Origin of the sequence: Peribacillus sp. TH16 (assembly GCF_016651095.1) — a bacterium.
GTDB classification, from domain to species: Bacteria; Bacillota; Bacilli; order Bacillales; family DSM-1321; genus Peribacillus; species Peribacillus butanolivorans.
In genome coordinates, this window is record NZ_JAEKEM010000002.1 from 1,349,534 (window position 1) to 1,369,217 (window position 19,684).

Below are 19,684 nucleotides of genomic sequence, written 5' to 3' on the forward strand. Positions count from 1 at the left end.
CCTCCAATAATTTTACGGATATAGTGGGCTGCTCCATAGTCCTGCTGTTTCCTCTAGCCCCATTAATATATTTGCACTTTGAATGGCCTGCCCTGCAGCACCCTTTACTAAATTATCAATAACTGAAACAATCGTTACCTTACCTGTTCTTTCATCATATGCGACGCCTATATCACAAAAGTTTGAACCATACACTTGTTTCGTAGACGGGAAGCGATCAAGCGGCTGTACCCGTACAAATGGATGATCCTCATAAACAGTTTCATACAAATCTCTTAGTTCAGCTGTTGAAGTCTGCCTGTTTACCTTAATATACATCGTAGCCATGATACCCCTAGTCATAGGAACAAGATGGGTATTAAATGTTATAGGTTGTAAATCTGATGACCACCTTCCAAGCTGTTGTTCGATTTCCGGTATGTGTTGATGCTGATTCACTTTATATATTTTAAAGTTTTCATTCATTTCACTGTAATGTGTATCGGATGAAAGTGATTTCCCTGCCCCGGACACTCCGGATTTAGCATCAATAATGACATCTGTGGCTGTAGCCCATCCTTCAGTGAATAAAGGAGCAAGACCAAGTAATGAAGCAGTTGGGTAACATCCTGGATTCGCAATAATAGTGGATTGTCTAATTTCTTCTGCATTCCATTCAGCCAATCCGTATACAGCTTTTTCAATAATATGCTGAGGCGCGGCTGTTTTTTTATACCAGTGTTCATATTCACCTGGAGTTTGAAGCCTAAGATCCCCTGACAAATCGATTACTTTAATATTAAGGTCGGAAAATTCCGAAATTAACTGTGAGGAAACACCCGAAGGAGTAGCAAGAAAAACAATATCAGATTTTTTTGCAATTGCTTCCGGGTCAATTTCTTCTAATTTATCTTTCATATGCATTAAATGTGCATTTTCTTCATATAAACTTCGACCAAATTGGGATGACGTATGCAGTGATTTTATTTTCAAATGAGGATGATTATTCAGGAATCTTATCAATTCCACTCCTCCATACCCTGTTGCGCCTACTATTGATACGTTCACAAAAACCAACTCCTAGATTTTAAGTCCCTGCAATTCTTTGATTCTATTATTATAAGACTGAATAAAAATAAAATCAAATGTATTTTTATAAAATTCTAAACTTAAATTTCAAAAACAAGTTCCACCGCGCAAACTTCTAGTTTTATCCAAAGTTGTTGACTACTAGTGTTTTTTCCGTTTAAATCAAATAAGGTAGTAACTGAGTTATAACGGTATCTGAAAGGCGGTTGTAATAAATGAACGAATTTACGTTATCTAATCGAATGCATGCATTTTTTGATAATAGACATCATGTTAAACGTATAGAAAAAGGGTGCTTCCTTTTTCAGGAGAACACCCTTGCTAGTGATTTGTATTACATTTTAAAAGGCAAAGTTGAAGTGAGTAAGGTTGTTCCAGACGGTCGAGAATTGACAATGCGCATTTGTTCAGAGAATGACCTAGTTGGAGAAACTGTCCTTTTTTCTCAGAACCCTAAATATATGATGAATGCAAAAATGTTAGAAGATGGTGTTGTAGCGGTTATTTCTAAAGAATTATTAGAAGAGAAAATCGCGTCGGATAGTCATCTTGCAGTTGAAATGATGACATGGTTATCCGCTCAAAATCGTAAAAATCAGGCTAAATTCCGCGATATGCTCCTGCACGGTAAGAAAGGCGCATTTTACTCCACTCTCATTCGCTTATCAAATAGCTATGGTACTGAAGTTGAAGACGGTATAGTCATCACTCTTCCCTTTACAAACCAAGAGCTTGCTAATTTTTGCGGCACATCCCGTGAAGTAGTCAATCGAATGCTCTCTCAATTAAGAAAAAACAATGTAGTTTCTATTAAAAAAGGACGCATTAAGATACTTAACCTTGAGTATTTAAAGCAGGAAATTGACTGTGAAAATTGCCCAATAGAAATCTGTACTATCGAATAACCCCCCGCCCTCCATAATTAGCAGAGAATACTTCATATACTGACCAGTACCTTAAATATATATGTAATGGATTAGATTCATTTTAAAGTCCTTGCATCTCTTTCTTTACTGGGTCATTTGATTTATTTTTACTTTAATAAAAATGGATAGTTATTATGATATAGCATTATAAAAATGTATAAATTTAGTATAAAAATACATTGAGATGAATTAATCCAAATCAGGACAGACATTCATGGCCTTACCAACTATACATAAGAAAATACGGGATGGCATAGCTGCCATCCCGTATTTTCTTATCTAGAGACTCTTCAATCACAATAATTTCACATAGTTAAATAAATCATTGTTCTTCTGAGCTCATTGAAAGTTAGCCGCCAATAAATGACATTTCTATTTTTTCCTGTTTCTTTCTCGTTCCGGCAGCCCGCTCATCTGAATAGCGGTCGTCTCTATGGTTCCAAAGTGAAATGATAAAGTCAGTCAATTCTTCATCTGACATCTCTGAACGAAGCAATGACTTCAAGTCATGTCCTTTTCCATTAAATAGGCATGTATATAAACTGCCATTAGCAGAAAGACGAGCACGGGTGCAGCTTGAACAAAAAGACTCAGAGACGGATGTTATGAAACCTACTTCGGTAGTCGTCCCCTTATAGCGGAAGCGCTTCGCGACTTCTCCAAAATAATCTTCTTCCACCGGTTCCAGCTCGAATTCAGCCTGCAGCATCTCGAGCAATTCTTTTTTCGTTATGACGTTTTTCAACTGCCAGCCATTTGTATGCCCAACATCCATGAATTCTATATAACGTAATTGAATACCCTCTTCTTTGCAAAAACGGGCCATCGGCAGGATTTGAGATTCATTGGTTTCTTTTTTAACAACCATATTTACCTTAACACCAAGCCCCGCTTCTTTTGCAGCAGCTATTCCCTCCATAACCGGCTTTGTCCCGATATTTCTTCCGTTCATCTGCTTAAAAAGCTCATCATCGAGGCAGTCTAAACTGATATTTACCCGCTGTAATCCAGCTACCTTTAAATCTGCCGCGTGTTTTTTCAAAAACACACCATTCGTAGTCAATCCAATATCTTCTATTCCTTCAATTGAAACAAGTTCGGAAATGAGCGTAGAAAGATTTTTTCGCAGCAACGGTTCCCCGCCTGTCAATCTTAGTTTTTTAACCCCTAAGCTTGCAAATATTTTAGAAATCCTTACGATTTCTTCATAAGATAAAAGCTCACTTTTAGGAAGGAACTGAAAATTTTCATGGAAAATTTCAGCCGGCATACAATACTGACAGCGGAAGTTGCAACGATCAATGACAGAAATTCTTAAATCCCTTAACGGCCTGTCTAATGAATCCTTTATATGACGGTTCAATTTCCCACCCCTAACCGGACGTATTAGAAAAAGCCAGACCAATAAAAAGTAGCTCCATAACAATGGTTCACTGTTTTTTGGACTGGCTTAATATTCTATTACCTGTTAATTATTTAATTCCTAACGCGATTTTGGCATATCTGGACATGCGATCCCTAGACCATGGCGGACTCCACACAATCTTCACGTCTGTTTCTTTAACTTCTGGAATATCTTCCAGCACTAGTTTCACTTGATCGACAATCGTTCCAGCTAGCGGACAGCCCATGGCAGTCAATGTCATCGTTACTGTCGTTAGTCCTGCATCATCCATATCCACATCATACACCAAGCCTAAATTCACGATATCTATTCCAAGCTCCGGGTCAATGACCTGCTCTAAAGCTCCAAAAATAATGTCTTTTGTATCTTGATCCACTTCAATCACTCCTTTTATGAATAATACTCCCCGATTTGTAATAATCGGTTTATAGTCGGTTGCGGCAATAAATGTCCGATTCAGACTTTACACAATGTCCTTAATAGAATCATACCAGATTTAGCATGTGTGCTTAAGCTTTTTGCACAGCTGGTCGTAAATGTTTCTCGAACCATTCCGCAGTCCGAAGCACACCTTCTCTACTTACCTTATGCCCAGCCTTCTGATCGAGGATAAAATCAATTTTTTCATGTGCTTCATTATAACCCGCTTTTACTCCTTCATAAAAGCGATATGCATGTTGATATGGTACAACAGGATCTTTAGCACCATGCCAAAACAGAAGCGGTCTGTTTGAAAGCTTGTCTTGATTGAGGCTTAAGTCAAATGGTTTGAGCTTTTCAATCACTTTATTTACTTCCTCATCCGTGATTGGGAAATTCACTTTCCTTTTCTTAATCTCCTCTATTTGAAGCTCCGCATACGCTACATAGGATGGATTCCCCATTAAGCTAACTCCAACTGTAATCCAATCATAGGCCGCCAGAGCTCCGTTGGTCACAATACCTCCCATTGAGGTACCCGCTACACCAATTTTTTTAGAGTCAATTAATTTTCTGGCTAATAAATCATCCTTAATCAAAGCTAAATCCTTGATGGTCTGTAATACCATTTCCCAAAAACGGGGCATCAATTGCGAATCACTATATCCAACTTCCCTCTCCCCATGATAAATTACATCAGGAAGAAGCACACGAAAACCCTTTTCAGCCATTAAATAAGCATAATGAAGATTGTGTTCTTTTGCACTTTGAAAACCATGTATAAAAATAATAAGCGGCAGTTCTTGATTGAAAGCCGACTGCTTACTTAAGTGTAAAACAGGAATATGTCCAATCTTTTCTTTTTCAATTATTATCAAGATAATCCCTCCGAATATTTAAATACTGTCGGTTTTTTCATTAAAGAAGCTTCAGAAGCTTTCTCAACAAATCTTTCGTTGTCCCTTTGCTGATTCCTAGTCATGTACTATGCTTTAAATATTATAATCCTTCATATAGTAATATCATACAGGAATGCATAAAGAATGAAAAAGATTTACAATTACTTTAAAATAGTCTTAACAATATTTGCATATAATGAAATCAAAAAGAACAGAAGGTGTGTACATGAATGAGAAACATTTAATCGTATTGGATCTTGATGGTACTTTACTTACTGATAATAAAACAATTTCTCCTAGGACTAAACAAACACTACTAAAACTAAAAGAAAATGGGCACGAAGTTATGATCGCTACCGGGCGTCCGTTTCGCTCAAGTGAACTTTATTACCGTGAATTGGGATTGACTACACCAATCGTTAATTTCAATGGTGCTTTCGTGCATCACCCATTACAGACAAGCTGGGGGGTATACCATTCACCACTGGATATAAGTGTTGCGAAAGATATTGTAGAAGCTTGTGATCAATTTGAATATCACAACATAATTGCTGAAGTTCGTGATGATGTATATGTCCATTATCATGATGAAAAATTGATGGACATGTTCAATGTAGGAAATCCGATAATGAAGACGGGTGACTTACGTAATTTCCTTGAGGATTCACCCACATCGATGCTCATTCATACAGATAGTCAGCATGTCGGCCAGATCCGCCAGCATTTATCTGATGTTCATGCCGAATTAGTTGATCATCGCCGCTGGGCAGAACCATTTCATATCATCGAAATTATTAAGAGCGGATTAAGTAAAGCGGTTGGTCTGCAACGTGTTTCCAACTATCTAGACATCCCAAAAGATAGAATTATCGCTTTCGGTGATGAAGATAATGACTTGGAAATGCTTGATTACGCTGGAACTGGTGTCGCAATGGGAAATGCTATTTCCCCTGTAAAAACGGTCGCAAATACGATGACTTTGACGAATGAAGAAGATGGCATAGCAGTATTTCTTGAGGAAAAATTCAACTTAAAATCCAAATCCTAATCCGCCATTTTTTACCTTTATAAAATCTCTTTTTGAAGCCAAACTAATAGGGACAACAGCTTCCTGTTATGTTGTCAAACGCTCAGAATCGGAGGAGATAAGCATGGGTAAAAGCAGACGATTTGTACAGCAAGGCAAAGAAAGTGTTGCCAAGCATGCCGAAAGAATCCCTTATCACACTACGTTTGCAGAAGCTGAAAAAGACAGATTGAGAATTATGTCAGAACAAAGCTATGGTGGCTTCTAATGGGAAACAAATTATTCCAGAAAGCTAGAGAATTTGTTGAAGAAGCTCTCCACTCTGAGCATGATGGTGACCAGCAAAAAACTGAGGAAATCGCTAAAAATGCTCTTTCATCGGCTTTTGCCAATACGAATGATGCTGAAAAAGAGCAATTACGCGAACTTCAAGAGGAACTGGAAAACCACCCAAAATAAGTAAAAGCCTCCAGGATTCTGGAGGCTTTTACTTATTTTATTAGTAGTTGTTTCGTGCTTTTCCACCTTTTTCACCGATTTCTTTATAAAAATCTTTTCCATGAGAATCGGAAGTGGCCTCTCCTCCCTTTTGTCCAATCTCTTGATAAAATTCTTTATCATGGTTGTCCGATGTAGCTTCGCCGCCTTTTTGTCCAATCTCCTGGTAAAAATCTCTATCGTGATTTTTCGAGGTGGCTTCGCCGCCTTTACGTCCTGCTTCTTCTCTACTCATTTTTTCGTTGTTAGCCATTATTATCACTCCTCATTAAGATTTAATATTGGCGCTACATTATTAAAATTAGCCGATTTGTACTGGCAATAAACGTAAAACACCGCAATAATTCTATTTGTCATAGAAGTGTAATGGCCTTAACTTTTTGTTAATATTCTTATTCCCTTCGGAAAGTACCAACAATTCCAGAAGTTTCGATGATATTGGTAAAAGCATGTGGATCAACTTCTTTAATGATCCGTTCCAGATCATACAGTTCATACCTTGTAATGACTATCAAAAGCATTTCCTTACTTTCGTTTGTAAATGCTCCTTTTGCCGGTACCCTTGTAATACCGCGAACTAACTTAGCATGAATTGCCTGTTTAAGTTCTTCGCTTTTCTTTGTAATAATCATAGCTGTAAGCTTTTCATGACGTGTATGTATCGCGTCCACCACACGGGTTGATGTGTAAAGCGTAACAAGTGTATATAATGCTTTTTCCGGTCCATAAACAGCGCCTGCCGTTACAATAATCACGCCATTTAACAGAAATAAATAAGTACCTACAGGCTTATCTTTCTTCCGTGAAAGAAGCATCGCGATAATATCCATCCCGCCTGTTGATGCCCCGAATTTCAAGGTAATCCCAACTCCTACTGCAGCTATAACTCCGCCAAACACCGCGTTCAATAATATGTCCGGTGACCAGCGGGTAATTGGAATGATTTCCATGAAAAGAGACATTAAGATAACACTGAGAAAGCTATAAAAGGTAAAGGACTTTCCAACTTTTCTCCAAGCAAGGATGGTTACTGGGATATTTAATAAAAGCAATAGAATCCCGGTCGATATATTAAAAGGTGCAAAAGATCCTATAATCCTTGATAGGAGCTGTGCCACCCCAGTAAAGCCGCTCGCATATACGTTAGCCGGGATTAAAAAAAAGTTCATCGCGATGGCATTCAATAATGCACCAACTATTACTATGAGAATTTTCCTTATTTCACTTCTATACATCCTAAAAACCTCCATTTCACCCTAATTCTATTATCTTTTTACCCTTAATTATTTATTCTATTTATGAAGAGATTGAAATTTTGCCGTTACGTGCTACACTAAAAAGAGTAAAACCCATTTACTAAAAATTGTAAAAAGAAAGCAGGTGTATTATGGCTATCACAATTCTTGCAGATAGTGCATGTGATTTGCCATTGTCTTTCTATAAGGAAAACAATGTATCATTAATCCCTTTACAAGTTCATCTTGATGGGGAGAATTATGAAGACCTACTTACCATTAATTCTCATGAAGTCTATCAAGCGATGATTGACGGAAAAGCTCCAAAAACATCGCAAGCTTCTCCGGAATACTTTATAGAACTTTTCACACAGTTTGCTAAGGAGAAAAGACAAGGTATCTATATTGCATTTTCCTCTGAGTTATCAGGAACTTATCAAACAGCTGTAATGATTCATAATCAGGTAAAAGATGAATACCCTGACCTGGACATTGAAATCGTCAATACGAAATGTGCTTCAATGGGAGTCGGGTTAATCGTAAAAAGGGCAGCCGAACTAGCAGCAAGCGGCGCCTCTAAAGAAGAGATTTTAGCTGACATCGAATTCCGCACTCATCATATGGAGCATCTATTCACAGTAGATAATCTTGAATACTTAGCTCGTGGCGGACGTATATCCAAAACATCTGCCCTTGTTGGCGGATTATTAAACATTAAACCGTTATTGCATGTTGAAGAAGGAAAGCTGGTTCCACTCGAAAAGATACGCGGTAAAAAGAAATTAATTAAACGAGTTATCGAATTAATGCATGAACGAGGCAAAAATTTGACAACCCAAACGATCGCTATCAGTCATGGTGACGATGCAGAAACCGCATTGGAGTGGAAGGACGCCATACAACATGAATTTGGGACAACTGAGTTCATGATTCATTCAATTGGTTCCGTAATTGGTGCTCATGCCGGTCCTGGAACAATTGCTCTCTTCTTCTTAAACGATACCCCTGCGAAATCATAAACATACATACTCTCTTTCATAATTGTGAACAATATATATTGATCATGATTATGAAAGGGAGTTTTATTATGTCAAAAACAACTGATAACAATAAAAAACCAAAAGATAACCAAGCTATAAATACTGAAAGAAATATCTCTTATCAGGAAAACCTCGAAGCGAGTAAGCACTCTTATTCGAAGAAAACAGACCATAAATGAGGCGGGGGCTGTCCCCTGCTTTTTTATATGTAGTTGTCGATATATACATATACAGCCTATATGGTTGTCTTCCTATCCTACTTTCTCTATAATAAAGGAAATAAACCCTGCTGGAGGTAAGTGATGGCAAAGGAAAATTCATTTGATATTGTATCCAAAGTAGACTTTTCAGAAGTAACAAATGCAGTTACTATGGCTATGAAAGAAATTCAGACCCGTTATGATTTTAAAGGAAGCTTAAGTAGCATTACCATTGATAAAGAAGACTTAGTTTTAGTATCTGACGATGAGTATAAACTCGATCAATTAAAGGATGTTCTAATTAGTAAGCTCATTAAACGTGACGTACCTATTAAGAACCTGGATTACGGAAAATTAGAAGGCGCTTCTGGTGGTACTGTTCGCCAACGGGCTAAACTCATTCAAGGCATCGATAAGGAACAAGCGAAAAAAATCAATACCATCATTAAAAACAGCGGACTTAAAGTGAAAAGTCAAATACAAGATGACCAAATCCGTGTAACTGGAAAAAACAGGGATGATCTACAAGGTATTATCTCTGCTATCCGAGGCGCTGACCTATCCATTGACGTACAATTTTTAAATTACCGCTAATATTAGAGGCTCACCCACTATGGGTGGGTCTCTTTTTATGTTCTAGGACGCTCTCAGTCCTTTTTCCGAATGAATCACCATAATGGAATATGGAAATGCTATTCATGTTCCCTTATATCCGAAGAATCTCATATACTTTTTACTTAGACATTATGCCCTTCTTCTAGGCTTTCTACAGGTCTTATTAAAAAATGATTTAATCTATTGTTTTAAGTTAAAGTAATGGGGATTTTACTCCAGATTTATTTTATTGGTTATTTTTACCGTGTTTTCATATTCCAAAAGCAAGGAATAGGAATAGTGTAGATAATTAAACAGGAGGGGTTTTAATGACTAGTCAAAATCAAAACCAAAATAAACAAGGATTTCCACCGCAACATCAACAGCATCAGCCTGGTGTGGAAACAAAAATGAATCCGAACCCCAAGTCGGTTAAACCTGAATATAAAGGAAGCGGCAAATTAAAAGGGAAAACCGCAATCATAACTGGCGGAGATAGCGGAATAGGTAAATCCGTCGCTATCTATTACGCAAAAGAAGGAGCTAATGTTGCAATTGCATACTTAGATGAACATCAGGATGCTAAAACAACAAAAGAATTGGTCGAAAAAGAGGGACAGAAATGTTTACTCATTTCCGGAGATATTGGCGATGAAGCCTTTTGTCAGGATGTCGTCAAAAAAACTGTCGATGAGTTCGGCGGTTTGGATATTCTAGTCAACAACGCAGGTGAACAACACGTTCAGACAAGCATCCTTGATATTTCAGCTGAACAATTAGAAAAAACGTTCCGAACTAATATCTTCTCGATGTTCCACTTAACAAAAGCTGCGTTGAAACATCTCAAAAAAGGAAGCAGCATCATTAATACAACCTCTATCACAGCCTATCAAGGTAATCCAAAATTAATCGATTACTCATCAACTAAAGGCGCAATTTTAGCATTCACAAGAGCACTTTCGAATTCTATTTCAAAAGATGGAATCAGAGTTAATGGTGTTGCTCCAGGTCCAATCTGGACACCACTTATTCCTGCCTCATTCGGAGAAGAAGATGTTGCCAAATTCGGTCAAAATACACCTATGGGCCGCGCTGGCCAGCCAGAAGAATTAGCACCTGCCTATGTATATCTGGCAAGCGATGATTCATCCTATGTCAGCGGACAAGTTATTCATGTTAACGGTGGTTCCGTTGTAAACGGATAATGAAATAAACTTCAAAAGCAGTGGTTTTCGTAAATGAAATCCACTGTTTTTTTTCATTATTTACGAAGGATTTTGACTGAACATATAGAAATCTAAGTCTAAGTGAGGAGTGATTTTCTTTGACGTACATTGTGGATCCATGGTTTACCGTTCAAGAATTAGACTCGAAAACGTTTGCGATCAGTGAATATGGTCATTGGGAGAAGGTACATTCCTTTTTACTGTTGGGAGAGAACCAGGCTGCGTTAATTGATACTGGGTTAGGCATAGATACGATTAAACGGATAACAGACCAGTTAACAGATCTTCCTATTATCGTCCTGACGACACATGTGCATGCAGATCATATTGGGAGTCATGGTGATTTTGATACTATTTATGTTCATAATGATGATGCCGACTGGCTGATTAACGGAATTAAAGGATTGTCGTTGAAACAAATTAGAAAAGATATGTCTCGCGATATCACCATACCCGTCCCAGAATTATTTGATCCTTTTACATACAAGCCATACCAAGGGAATCCTGATAAGCTCCTTTCAGATGGGGATACTATTGATATAGGAAACCGGATCTTAGGTATATTTCACACACCGGGGCATTCCCCGGGACACATCTCAATTTTAGATTATAAAACAGGATATTTATTTACCGGTGATTTACTTTATGCCGAGACTCCAATTTACGCCTTTTATCCCTCAACAAACCCAGTAGACCTTGTTAATTCATTGAAAAAAATTGCTAAGATCAAAGGAGTTTCCAAAATCTATGGAGGACATAACCAACTCGGTCTCGAACCAAAGATTTTTGATGAAGTCCTGGAAGCCTTTCAGTACCTTAAAGAGAACAAACTAGCCAAACACGGAACCGGTGTCCATACATTCAAAAGCTTCAGTGTACAATTTTAATAAAAGAGCATTGCTTTTACACAATACTCTTTTTGTTTAATAAGTCATAGCCATCGCTTCTTGCTTTATTGGTCTGCAAGAATGTCTTTCCACAAAATGATGGGGAATAATGGACCCTGCCGGAGTATCACCATTCTGTAATTTTTGAATGATGCTTTTAGCGGCCTGATATCCTAAATCGAAAATGTTAATATCTATAGAAGTTAGGGCAGGTAGTGATAGCTCAGAGAAAAGAACATTATTAAAGCTGACAATTGACATTTCCTCAGGAGTCCGTACTCCCATCGCTCGAAGAGAATGTACGACTCCTAGTGCCATAAGATCATCACTGACGACAAGAGCGGTTGGTGGCTCGTCAATCGATAGTAATCTTTTCGCTGCTGCTAGTCCACCTTCATGTAAAAAGTCCTCATGTATAGTATATTCCCTTATTGGAACGATACCAGCCCTTTTCAATGCACGTTCATATCCTAATAATCGATCGAGGGTCATCACAAAAGTTACATCTCCTCCAATGAATCCAATCCTTTCATGGCCTAATTGAATGAGATAGTCAGTTGCCTGTTCGGCAGCCAAGACATTATCGTTATCAACATACGTTATCTCCTCAATAAAATCATAGGGTTTCCCAATGACAACAAACGGAAAAGCCCTTGCTTGTAAATAGGTTAGAATGTGATCATTCATCCTTGAATACATAAGGATAATTCCATCCACCATTCCCCCTTGAACCATATTCACGACTCCTTCGTAGACTTCCTCCTCTGTTTTCCCCGTGCTTAGTAACAGAGAGTAATGCTCTTCCTGAGCCCCTTCACTAAGACCCTGGAGGATAGCCGGGAAAAATGGATTTTGATAAAAAACGTTTGACGAACTTGGTAACACCAATCCAATGATCCTAGTTGATTGATTAGCAAGACTACGAGCAATGAAGTTTGGATGATATCCTAACTTTTCCATTGCCTTACGAACTCGTACCTTTGTTTTTTCACTTATCCGAGGATTATTAGCAATCACTCGAGAAACTGTTGAAGGAGCAACATTCGCCAGTTGTGCCACATCTTTTATCGTGACGGCCATGCGTTTCCCCTCTCCCCTCTTTAGCCTTTATTGACTTCATTCAAAAAAAAGGTGAAAACCAATAAACACTTTTCTAATTTATTTTATAATTATACATTTGTATGTATCTATAATACACTCACTTCAATAGTTATATCCATACTTTTTTAACTGTTTTCAACAATTTTCAGAAAATACTTACTTTTTTGTTTTTTACTTCTCTTTTAAAAATCAAAAAGAAGCTGATTTAAGATCAGCTCCTAAAAAACAGCATGTGTCTTTGGGCGAGGACAGAAGTCAGACGACTAACAATACTGGATTTAAAGCTTATTTCCATTTATAATCCAGAAAGGTATTACAGGTTAATAACGATAAATCCTTGTTTCATATGGTCGCAAATTAACCATTGTTTCTTCCGGACAATCATCATAATTCGCTAGTAAAAGTTCCATTTTCCCCCAATGAGACAGGTCAATTTGATGATAATTTGTGCTAAAGTTGCATACAACCTTAGCTGAATCACCATTCATATTCCTTGTATAAATATAAAGTTCAGGATGATCTTCCCATAATAATTCATATTCTCCGTAAACAAAAACCTGGTGTTTTTTTCGAAGTTCGATCATCTTTTTGTAAAAATGATAAATAGAAGATGGATTATTCTTCTGCTGTTCTACGTTAATTGCCCGATAATTGGAGTTGACCTTCATCCACGGTGTGCCATCCGTAAACCCACCATTTTTCTTATCGTTCCATTGCATTGGTGTTCGAGAATTATCACGGCCGCTATGCCATATGATGTGCATGATTTCATCATGTGAACGACCTTTGGAGGTCTCAATCCGGTAAAAATTTTTCATTCCGACATCATCATAATCATCTATCGAATCAAATTGGACATTCGTCATACCTATTTCCTGCCCTTGATAAATAAACGGAGTCCCCTGCATGAAAAAGTATAGGGCCCCAATCATTTTCGCACTTTCCAACCAATATTGATGATCATTTCCCCATGTCGATACACTTCTAGGTTGGTCATGATTTTCAAAAAATAAAGCATTCCATCCTTTGTTTTGCAGCCCTTTTTGCCATTTAGTCATGGTACGTTTTAGACCATTAACGTCAACATTCTGATTCTGTCCACGATTCCAAAGTCCAAGGTGCTCGAATTGAAAAATCATATTGAACTTTCCATTCACTTCTCCGACCCAATCTTCAGCTTGCTCAATCCTGACACCATTGGCCTCACCGACCGTCATGATATCATACTTAGAAAAAGTCTCATCTTTTAATTCCTGTAGATAATCCAGAATCCCTTCCTGATTGGTATGCATTTCAAAGGCAGGTACATACTGATGCCAATACGGATTAGGCATATCCGGTAGGCCTTCACGCTTATGAATATGTGTGATAGCATCTATTCGAAAGCCATCAATGCCTTTATCGAGCCACCAATTAACCATTTTATACAGAGCCTGCCTTACATCTTTGTTTTTCCAGTTTAAGTCTGGCTGCTTTTCTGCAAATAGGTGTAAATAGAATTGATTGGTCAATTCATCGAATTTCCAAGCACTTCCGGAAAAAATACTTTCCCAATTATTCGGTTCCCGGCCATCTTGGCCATCTCTCCAAACATACCAATCTCGTTTCGGATTATCTCGGGAGGAACGCGACTCAACGAACCATGGATGTTCGTCACTTGTATAGTTCAAAACAAGATCAAGTATCACTCTCATGCCACGTTGGTGAACCTCTTTCAACAGAAGTTCAATGTCTTCAATCGAACCAAACTCTTCAGAAACTGCCTGATAATCACTAATATCATAGCCGTTATCTGCATTGGGTGACTTATAAAATGGACAAATCCAAATAACATCGATTCCAAGTTCCTGCAGATAATCCAGCTTTGAAATTAACCCCCTTAAATCTCCCACTCCATCACCATTACTATCCATAAAGCTACGGGGATAGACTTGATAACAAACCGCTTCTTTCCACCAGGTCTTATTCATGCTGTAACCTCCCGATTCTGTTTTCCACAAAGCCAAGGGGACAATGTTTTGCAGCTACCAAAAATCGAGAGGTATATGATTATTTTGGCTGGTTTCGTTTTGAACGTTTAATAACCAAAGCAATAAATATACCAAATATAACAAGAACCAATCCTATAACAAACAGGTAAGGAATATTTATAATCGACTTAGGTGATAGAGTGTAGACTTCTGTCGTCTCCCTGTCGATTACGATTGAGTAGCTGTTGTCCTTACTACGGACCAGATCCCCATTCAGCATACCTCTCAACTCTTTATTCTTTTCAAGTTCCTTATCAGTGAGGATTATCGATTGAGTTTCAGTCGTATTATTCATGGCGACAACTATTGTTTCATCACCATAGACGCGCTTGAATACCGATGTTCCTCCCTTTTCATATAAAAGCTCCATATCCCCTTTTGTCAAAGCAGGATACATGTCTCTAAGTTCAGAAAGCTTCGTTATATAATCCACTAATTCCTGTTCCGTCTTGAAATCCATTAATTTATGATTATCAGGGGCCTTATCGCCGTTTAAGGCAATTTCCGATCCATAAAATACGATTGGTACTCCTGGCATCGTATAAAGATATGATAACGCCATTTTCCACCGTGTACCGGGGTTTTCATTATGATCGGCTGCAGCCTTTGTAAAACGAGGCATGTTCTGAGTATCCATAAACAATGCCTGCGAACCTTTGCTCTCGCTTACATCTTCACTTTTCATAAATGCATCAAACACCGGATTCAAATCTTTATCGGGCGCAGCAAATGTCTCCTTTAACTCAACATTTTGCGGATAAGCCATAAAAGCATCGATACCCGTTTTCTTATAGCTGGAAATCAGGTCGGCATCACCTTGAACATCGCCAATTGTATAGAAATTTGATTTTTCAGACTTGACTGTTTCGACAAAATCCTTCCAGAAATCCTTTGCTACGTATTGGACTTTATTCAGACGGTACCCATCAATATCCGTTTCCGTAATCCACCATTTGGCAGCATCAAGCAAATAATCTCGCGTTTCCTTGTTATCCTGATTCAAATCCGGAAGGCCATCGATCCAGGCTGTTTCCAAATCTTCCTGATTACTGTCATTAGAAATCTCTTTTTCTTCATGGAACCAGTCTTGTTTATTAGGATCAGTTAACCAAGAATGATTAGGGCCTACATTATTGACCTGAAAGTCAATAATTACTTTCATATCACGGTTATGAGCCTCATTCACAAGTTTTTTAAATTCTTTAATCGTACCGTAGTGCTCATCTGTTTTATAAAAATCTTTAACCCAATCCCCATGATAGCCATTTTCTTCATTAGCGAAAATCGGCGATAGGATGATAGCGGTATATCCCATATCTTTTAAATAATTTAGTTTCTTTGTAATACCTTCAAAATCTCCACCATTAAAAGCAGAAGGATTATTTACATCTGCATCTCCATTATTTTGTGTATTACCATCGAAAAATCGGTCAATCATTAATGAATATACGATTTCGTCCTTCCATGTTCGTTGTTCTTTTTCAGCTGCTCCTACTGGAATGGCGTAAAAAAGAAGCAACGGAATTAAAGCGAGTGATAACACTCTTTTTCTCATATCCGCTCTCCTCCTAGCTATCTCTTTACGCCTTTAAGATTAGCCTTTTGCCCCAATAACGTCAAATCCAAATTATAAAAATCTTTACACTAAAGGGACAAAATGGAGATACAAATGAACGCGGTCGAATTGGAAAAAGTAATTCGCAAATTAATATTCTTTTTTTATCCTCTTTACTGCTTCATCTAAAGTCCTTTTCGGCTTTGATTTTCCAGAAGCTATCTCTTTCATGGCAGATTTCATCGGCTTCCATACTTCATTCATTTCCGGTATATTCGGCACAGGTTCAGCATATTGTAATTGTATGCTTAAGGCTTGTGCTCTTTCATTTTCATTGATTGCTTCATTGTTCATGATAGATTTTACAGGAGGTATTTCTCCTGTTTTTTCATAGCGGAGCATTGCATATTTATCTTTTGTCAAAAATTCTACTAACTTTGTAGACCAGTAAGGATATTTTGTGAAGGCTGTTACATGCCAGCCTTTGATATCCATGAATGTTTTCATCGGCTGGCCATTTGGCAATACAGGCAATGGCGCCACCCCTGTATTCTTCCTATCAGAAAGTGTACTACCTTTACTCATGAAAGAAGCCAATTTCCCTTCTATAAACAACTTCTCTATCGCTGCTTCGTCCCCTTTTGGCATCACATCTGCTTTATACCATTTTTGAATATACTTAGCACCCTTTACAGCACTTTTATTATTTAATCCGATGTTCGTAGGATCTAGATCCCCATCTTTTTCTTTAAATACATAACCGCCCATCCCGGCCATTATTCCATACGCATCATATAAGTCATTCCATTCAGCATAGAAACCGTATACTTTTCCTTTTCTCAATTCCTTCGCCTTTTTATATAAATCATCCATCGTTTCAGGAACGTTAGCCATTAATTTTTTGTTGTAAATTAAAACAGAGGTTACAGCGTACTTTGGAAGTCCAAAAACCTTTCCTTGATACATTTCGGCTCGGATTGAGGATTCAATAAAGGTATTTAGTACGTCTTCATTCACCTTCAGTTCCTGAATCAGGCCTTCTTTCACAATCCGCCCGACCTTTTCATGCGAAAAAGTCACTACATCTGGAGCTTTCCCGATTGGCCCATTGCGACGAAGTTGGTCATACATCTCATTAGCCATTTCTATCTCTTCATATTCAACCTTGATTCCGTATTTCTTTTCAAATGCTTCAATCGCCGGCTTTAGACCATTTGCTTTACCTTTTTCCTCCCAAACGATCAATTTTTCTGGTTTCGCTTCATTCGTGTCTTCTTTTTCGATTTTTTTATTTTCTTTTACTATTTTACTTTCCAATTCTGAACTGGATTCACAAGCACTTCCAATAACAATCAAGAACATGGACATGAATAAATGAAAAATCAACTTCTTCACTTTCATTCTCCTTTTTAAAATGTTTATTCTATCATGTCCAAAAGCACCAGATTGTTTACACTTCAGTTTGCCAGCCCATCTAATCGAATAAAGTTTTTTAATAATGAAAGCGGCACCAAATCCTTCTGTTATCATTATATGAAAGGCTTCGATTTTTACAACATTTTCCTTTATCTATTTATTTTCTTGTAGTGATGAGTACTTTTTGTTATTTTTTAATTAATAGGTGCTTTTTTCTATTAATTGGGTATATAACCATATTGGAAAAATAGCATTTAATACTACTTAAAAATGGCTAAATTTTAACTACATATAGAAAACCTCATAACAGCCTAAAATTCCCTGTTTTCAATATTAATTTCCTCAAATATTCTTTTAAGAATTGGAGTGGTTTTCTATGGAACGTTCATCCATCCATCATAGAGCTAATGACAATTACGCTTATACCACCAACGCTGAAACTCTTCATATCCGACTTCGTACAAAAAAACAGGATATCTCATACGCCGGACTTATTTTTGGAGACCCATATATTTCGGATAAAGGACAATGGCAGCATGAAGAAAAAGCAATGAGCCTCTCCGGCAGCGATAACCATTATGATTATTGGCATATTTATGTGAAGCCTCCCTACAGAAGGATTCGGTATGGATTTAAAGTTCTCTCTGGAGATGAAGAGGTCATTTACACGGAAAAGGGATTCTTTAATGAACCTCCGAATGACCCCGGGAGCTATTTCGCCATCCCCTATCTTCATCAAAATGAAGTATTTGGGGCACCAGAATGGGTCAAAGATACTATTTGGTATCAAATATTCCCTGAACGCTTTGCGAACGGAAACCCTAACAACGATCCTGAAGGTGCAAAACCTTGGGGTAGTGAAGACCCGACCGTAGATAATTTTTTTGGTGGAGACTTCGAAGGAATCATTGAACACCTTGATTATTTAGAGGAGCTTGGCATTAACGGAATCTATTTTACGCCGATCTTCCTAGCATACTCTAACCATAAATACGATACGATTGATTATCGGGAAATTGATCCGCAATTCGGAACAAAGGAGACTTTGAAAACACTAATCGAGGAATGCCATAAAAGGAATATCCGTGTCATGCTGGATGCCGTTTTTAACCATAGTGGATACTACTTTCCTCCTTTCCAGGATCTCCTTGAAAAAGGCGAGAACTCAGAATATAAGGATTGGTTTCATCCTCACGGCTTTCCTCTAAAAGGAGGGGAAAGACCTAATTATGAAACATTCGGTTTTTTTGAATCGATGCCAAAATTGAATACTGCGAATCCGGATGTAAAAAAATATCTGCTCGAAGTCTCAACTTATTGGATTGAGGAATTCAATATAGACGGCTGGAGACTTGATGTGGCCAATGAAGTAGATCAACCATTCTGGCGTGAATTCCGAAAAACGGTGAAAGATATCAAACCTGATCTTTATATTCTCGGTGAAATTTGGCACGACTCCATGCCGTGGCTACGCGGCGATCAGTTTGATGCCGTCATGAATTACCCATTTACTAACCATGTTTTCCGCCTGGTCGCTTCGCAAACCATCCATGCGCGCCAGTTTATTGAGGAAATGACAGCTGTCTATCAAAGTTATCCCACCAATGTTTTTGACGTGATGTTCAATCTTCTCGGTAGCCATGATACACCTAGGATTTTCACGGATTGTGGGGAAGACGTAGCTCGAGCTAAGCTCATCCACGCTATCTTGCTGACATTCAATGGCAGTCCCTGTATATATTATGGAGATGAAATTGGCTTAACCGGAGGCCAAGATCCAGGTTGCCGAAAATGTATGGTTTGGGAAGAAGAAAAACAGAATAGCGAGCTTCTTAATGAAATTAAAGCTTTAATTTTGTTAAGAAAAGAGGAACGATTGCTTGCAAATGATGGAAAGTTTAAATTCCTTGATACAACCGGAAACGAAAATATAGTTGCCTACCAAAAGTACAACGATGCTCGTTCTGTCGTGATACTAATTAATCCGACGGATGTCCAGCAATCATTTACGCTTCCTTTTGATTTAGAAGGCCGTTCACTTACAGATTTAAGGACAAAAGAAACAACGAAGGATAGTCAATTTGAAATAGATGGCTATCAATATAAAATTCTCGCATTTAATCATTGAGAAAAGAGAAACGGGGCAAAGAATATCAT

At 37.9% G+C, this 19,684-nt stretch carries 19 protein-coding genes and 1 pseudogene; 10 read left to right on the top strand and 10 right to left on the bottom strand.

Annotated features, from left to right (window positions below):
* Nucleotides 1-12: 12 nt before the first annotated feature.
* Nucleotides 13-1,047, bottom strand: coding sequence for an N-acetyl-gamma-glutamyl-phosphate reductase (gene argC, locus JFV29_RS06490; protein WP_201181867.1), 1,035 nt, complete (start codon nucleotides 1,045-1,047; stop codon nucleotides 13-15).
* 236 nt (nucleotides 1,048-1,283) lie between these two features.
* Here argC and JFV29_RS06495 point away from each other — a divergent pair, with 236 nt between their 5' ends.
* The gene (locus JFV29_RS06495) at nucleotides 1,284-1,973 is read left to right on the top strand and encodes a Crp/Fnr family transcriptional regulator (RefSeq protein WP_201181869.1); all 690 of its coding nucleotides are present in this window, start codon (nucleotides 1,284-1,286) and stop codon (nucleotides 1,971-1,973) included.
* Nucleotides 1,974-2,343: 370 nt separating this feature from the next.
* Here the strand turns inward: JFV29_RS06495 and moaA are convergent, their stop codons facing one another.
* From moaA to JFV29_RS06510, 3 genes are all read right to left on the bottom strand, one after another.
* Nucleotides 2,344-3,357, bottom strand: a complete 1,014-nt coding sequence (moaA, locus tag JFV29_RS06500) for a GTP 3',8-cyclase MoaA (protein WP_201181871.1) — start codon at nucleotides 3,355-3,357, stop codon at nucleotides 2,344-2,346.
* Nucleotides 3,358-3,466: 109 nt separating this feature from the next.
* Nucleotides 3,467-3,775 carry a metal-sulfur cluster assembly factor gene (locus JFV29_RS06505; RefSeq protein WP_053344973.1) on the bottom strand — a complete coding sequence of 103 codons (309 nt, stop codon included), beginning with the start codon at nucleotides 3,773-3,775 and terminating at the stop codon, nucleotides 3,467-3,469.
* Between the two features lie 133 nt (nucleotides 3,776-3,908).
* A complete protein-coding gene (locus JFV29_RS06510) occupies nucleotides 3,909-4,697 on the bottom strand; it encodes a prolyl oligopeptidase family serine peptidase (RefSeq protein ID WP_201181873.1) in 789 nt (262 codons plus the stop codon).
* A 217-nt stretch (nucleotides 4,698-4,914) separates the two neighbouring features.
* On the opposite strand from JFV29_RS06510, the gene JFV29_RS06515 reads away from it, so the two are divergent.
* The 3 genes from JFV29_RS06515 to JFV29_RS06525 all read left to right on the top strand — a co-directional run bounded on the left by JFV29_RS06515 (nucleotide 4,915) and on the right by JFV29_RS06525 (nucleotide 6,204).
* Nucleotides 4,915-5,766 carry a Cof-type HAD-IIB family hydrolase gene (locus tag JFV29_RS06515; RefSeq protein WP_116822313.1) on the top strand — a complete coding sequence of 284 codons (852 nt, stop codon included), beginning with the start codon at nucleotides 4,915-4,917 and terminating at the stop codon, nucleotides 5,764-5,766.
* Between the two features lie 103 nt (nucleotides 5,767-5,869).
* A complete protein-coding gene (locus JFV29_RS06520; RefSeq protein WP_201181875.1) occupies nucleotides 5,870-6,013 on the top strand; it encodes a hypothetical protein in 144 nt (47 codons plus the stop codon).
* Entirely contained in the window at nucleotides 6,013-6,204 is a 192-nt protein-coding gene (locus tag JFV29_RS06525; protein WP_201181877.1) for a DUF3813 domain-containing protein, read from the top strand. The genes JFV29_RS06520 and JFV29_RS06525 overlap by 1 nt, the downstream gene beginning before the upstream one ends.
* Before the next feature lie 46 nt (nucleotides 6,205-6,250).
* On the opposite strand, the pseudogene JFV29_RS06530 reads toward JFV29_RS06525, so the two are convergent.
* A pseudogene (locus JFV29_RS06530) lies at nucleotides 6,251-6,496 on the bottom strand (KGG domain-containing protein); the annotation flags it as partial.
* 139 nt (nucleotides 6,497-6,635) lie between these two features.
* Nucleotides 6,636-7,478 (bottom strand): YitT family protein, encoded by an 843-nt coding sequence (locus tag JFV29_RS06535; protein ID WP_201181881.1) that lies wholly within the window; start codon nucleotides 7,476-7,478, stop codon nucleotides 6,636-6,638.
* 152 nt (nucleotides 7,479-7,630) lie between these two features.
* On the opposite strand from JFV29_RS06535, the gene JFV29_RS06540 reads away from it, so the two are divergent.
* The 5 genes from JFV29_RS06540 to JFV29_RS06560 all read left to right on the top strand — a co-directional run bounded on the left by JFV29_RS06540 (nucleotide 7,631) and on the right by JFV29_RS06560 (nucleotide 11,425).
* Complete coding sequence (locus JFV29_RS06540; protein ID WP_201181883.1) at nucleotides 7,631-8,497, top strand: DegV family protein; 867 nt, start codon at nucleotides 7,631-7,633, stop codon at nucleotides 8,495-8,497.
* Between the two features lie 68 nt (nucleotides 8,498-8,565).
* Nucleotides 8,566-8,697, top strand: coding sequence for a DUF3941 domain-containing protein (locus JFV29_RS06545; protein WP_201181885.1), 132 nt, complete (start codon nucleotides 8,566-8,568; stop codon nucleotides 8,695-8,697).
* Nucleotides 8,698-8,820: 123 nt separating this feature from the next.
* Nucleotides 8,821-9,312, top strand: a complete 492-nt coding sequence (locus JFV29_RS06550) for a YajQ family cyclic di-GMP-binding protein (RefSeq protein WP_053344966.1) — start codon at nucleotides 8,821-8,823, stop codon at nucleotides 9,310-9,312.
* A gap of 329 nt (nucleotides 9,313-9,641) precedes the next feature.
* Nucleotides 9,642-10,517: an SDR family oxidoreductase gene (locus JFV29_RS06555; RefSeq protein ID WP_201181887.1), complete on the top strand. Its 876-nt coding sequence runs from the start codon at nucleotides 9,642-9,644 to the stop codon at nucleotides 10,515-10,517.
* A 119-nt stretch (nucleotides 10,518-10,636) separates the two neighbouring features.
* Nucleotides 10,637-11,425 (top strand): MBL fold metallo-hydrolase, encoded by a 789-nt coding sequence (locus tag JFV29_RS06560; RefSeq protein ID WP_201181889.1) that lies wholly within the window; start codon nucleotides 10,637-10,639, stop codon nucleotides 11,423-11,425.
* Nucleotides 11,426-11,461: 36 nt separating this feature from the next.
* Here JFV29_RS06560 and JFV29_RS06565 read toward each other — a convergent pair whose 3' ends face one another.
* The 4 genes from JFV29_RS06565 to JFV29_RS06580 form a co-directional block, all read right to left on the bottom strand.
* Entirely contained in the window at nucleotides 11,462-12,505 is a 1,044-nt protein-coding gene (locus JFV29_RS06565) for a LacI family DNA-binding transcriptional regulator (RefSeq protein WP_201181891.1), read from the bottom strand.
* 341 nt (nucleotides 12,506-12,846) lie between these two features.
* Nucleotides 12,847-14,496 (bottom strand): glycoside hydrolase family 13 protein, encoded by a 1,650-nt coding sequence (locus JFV29_RS06570; RefSeq protein ID WP_201181894.1) that lies wholly within the window; start codon nucleotides 14,494-14,496, stop codon nucleotides 12,847-12,849.
* A 79-nt stretch (nucleotides 14,497-14,575) separates the two neighbouring features.
* Entirely contained in the window at nucleotides 14,576-16,111 is a 1,536-nt protein-coding gene (locus JFV29_RS06575) for an alpha-amylase family glycosyl hydrolase (RefSeq protein ID WP_201181897.1), read from the bottom strand.
* 150 nt (nucleotides 16,112-16,261) lie between these two features.
* Complete coding sequence (locus JFV29_RS06580; protein WP_201183414.1) at nucleotides 16,262-17,506, bottom strand: extracellular solute-binding protein; 1,245 nt, start codon at nucleotides 17,504-17,506, stop codon at nucleotides 16,262-16,264.
* 397 nt (nucleotides 17,507-17,903) lie between these two features.
* Here JFV29_RS06580 and JFV29_RS06585 point away from each other — a divergent pair, with 397 nt between their 5' ends.
* Complete coding sequence (locus JFV29_RS06585) at nucleotides 17,904-19,655, top strand: glycoside hydrolase family 13 protein (RefSeq protein WP_201181899.1); 1,752 nt, start codon at nucleotides 17,904-17,906, stop codon at nucleotides 19,653-19,655.
* Nucleotides 19,656-19,684 lie beyond the last annotated feature (29 nt).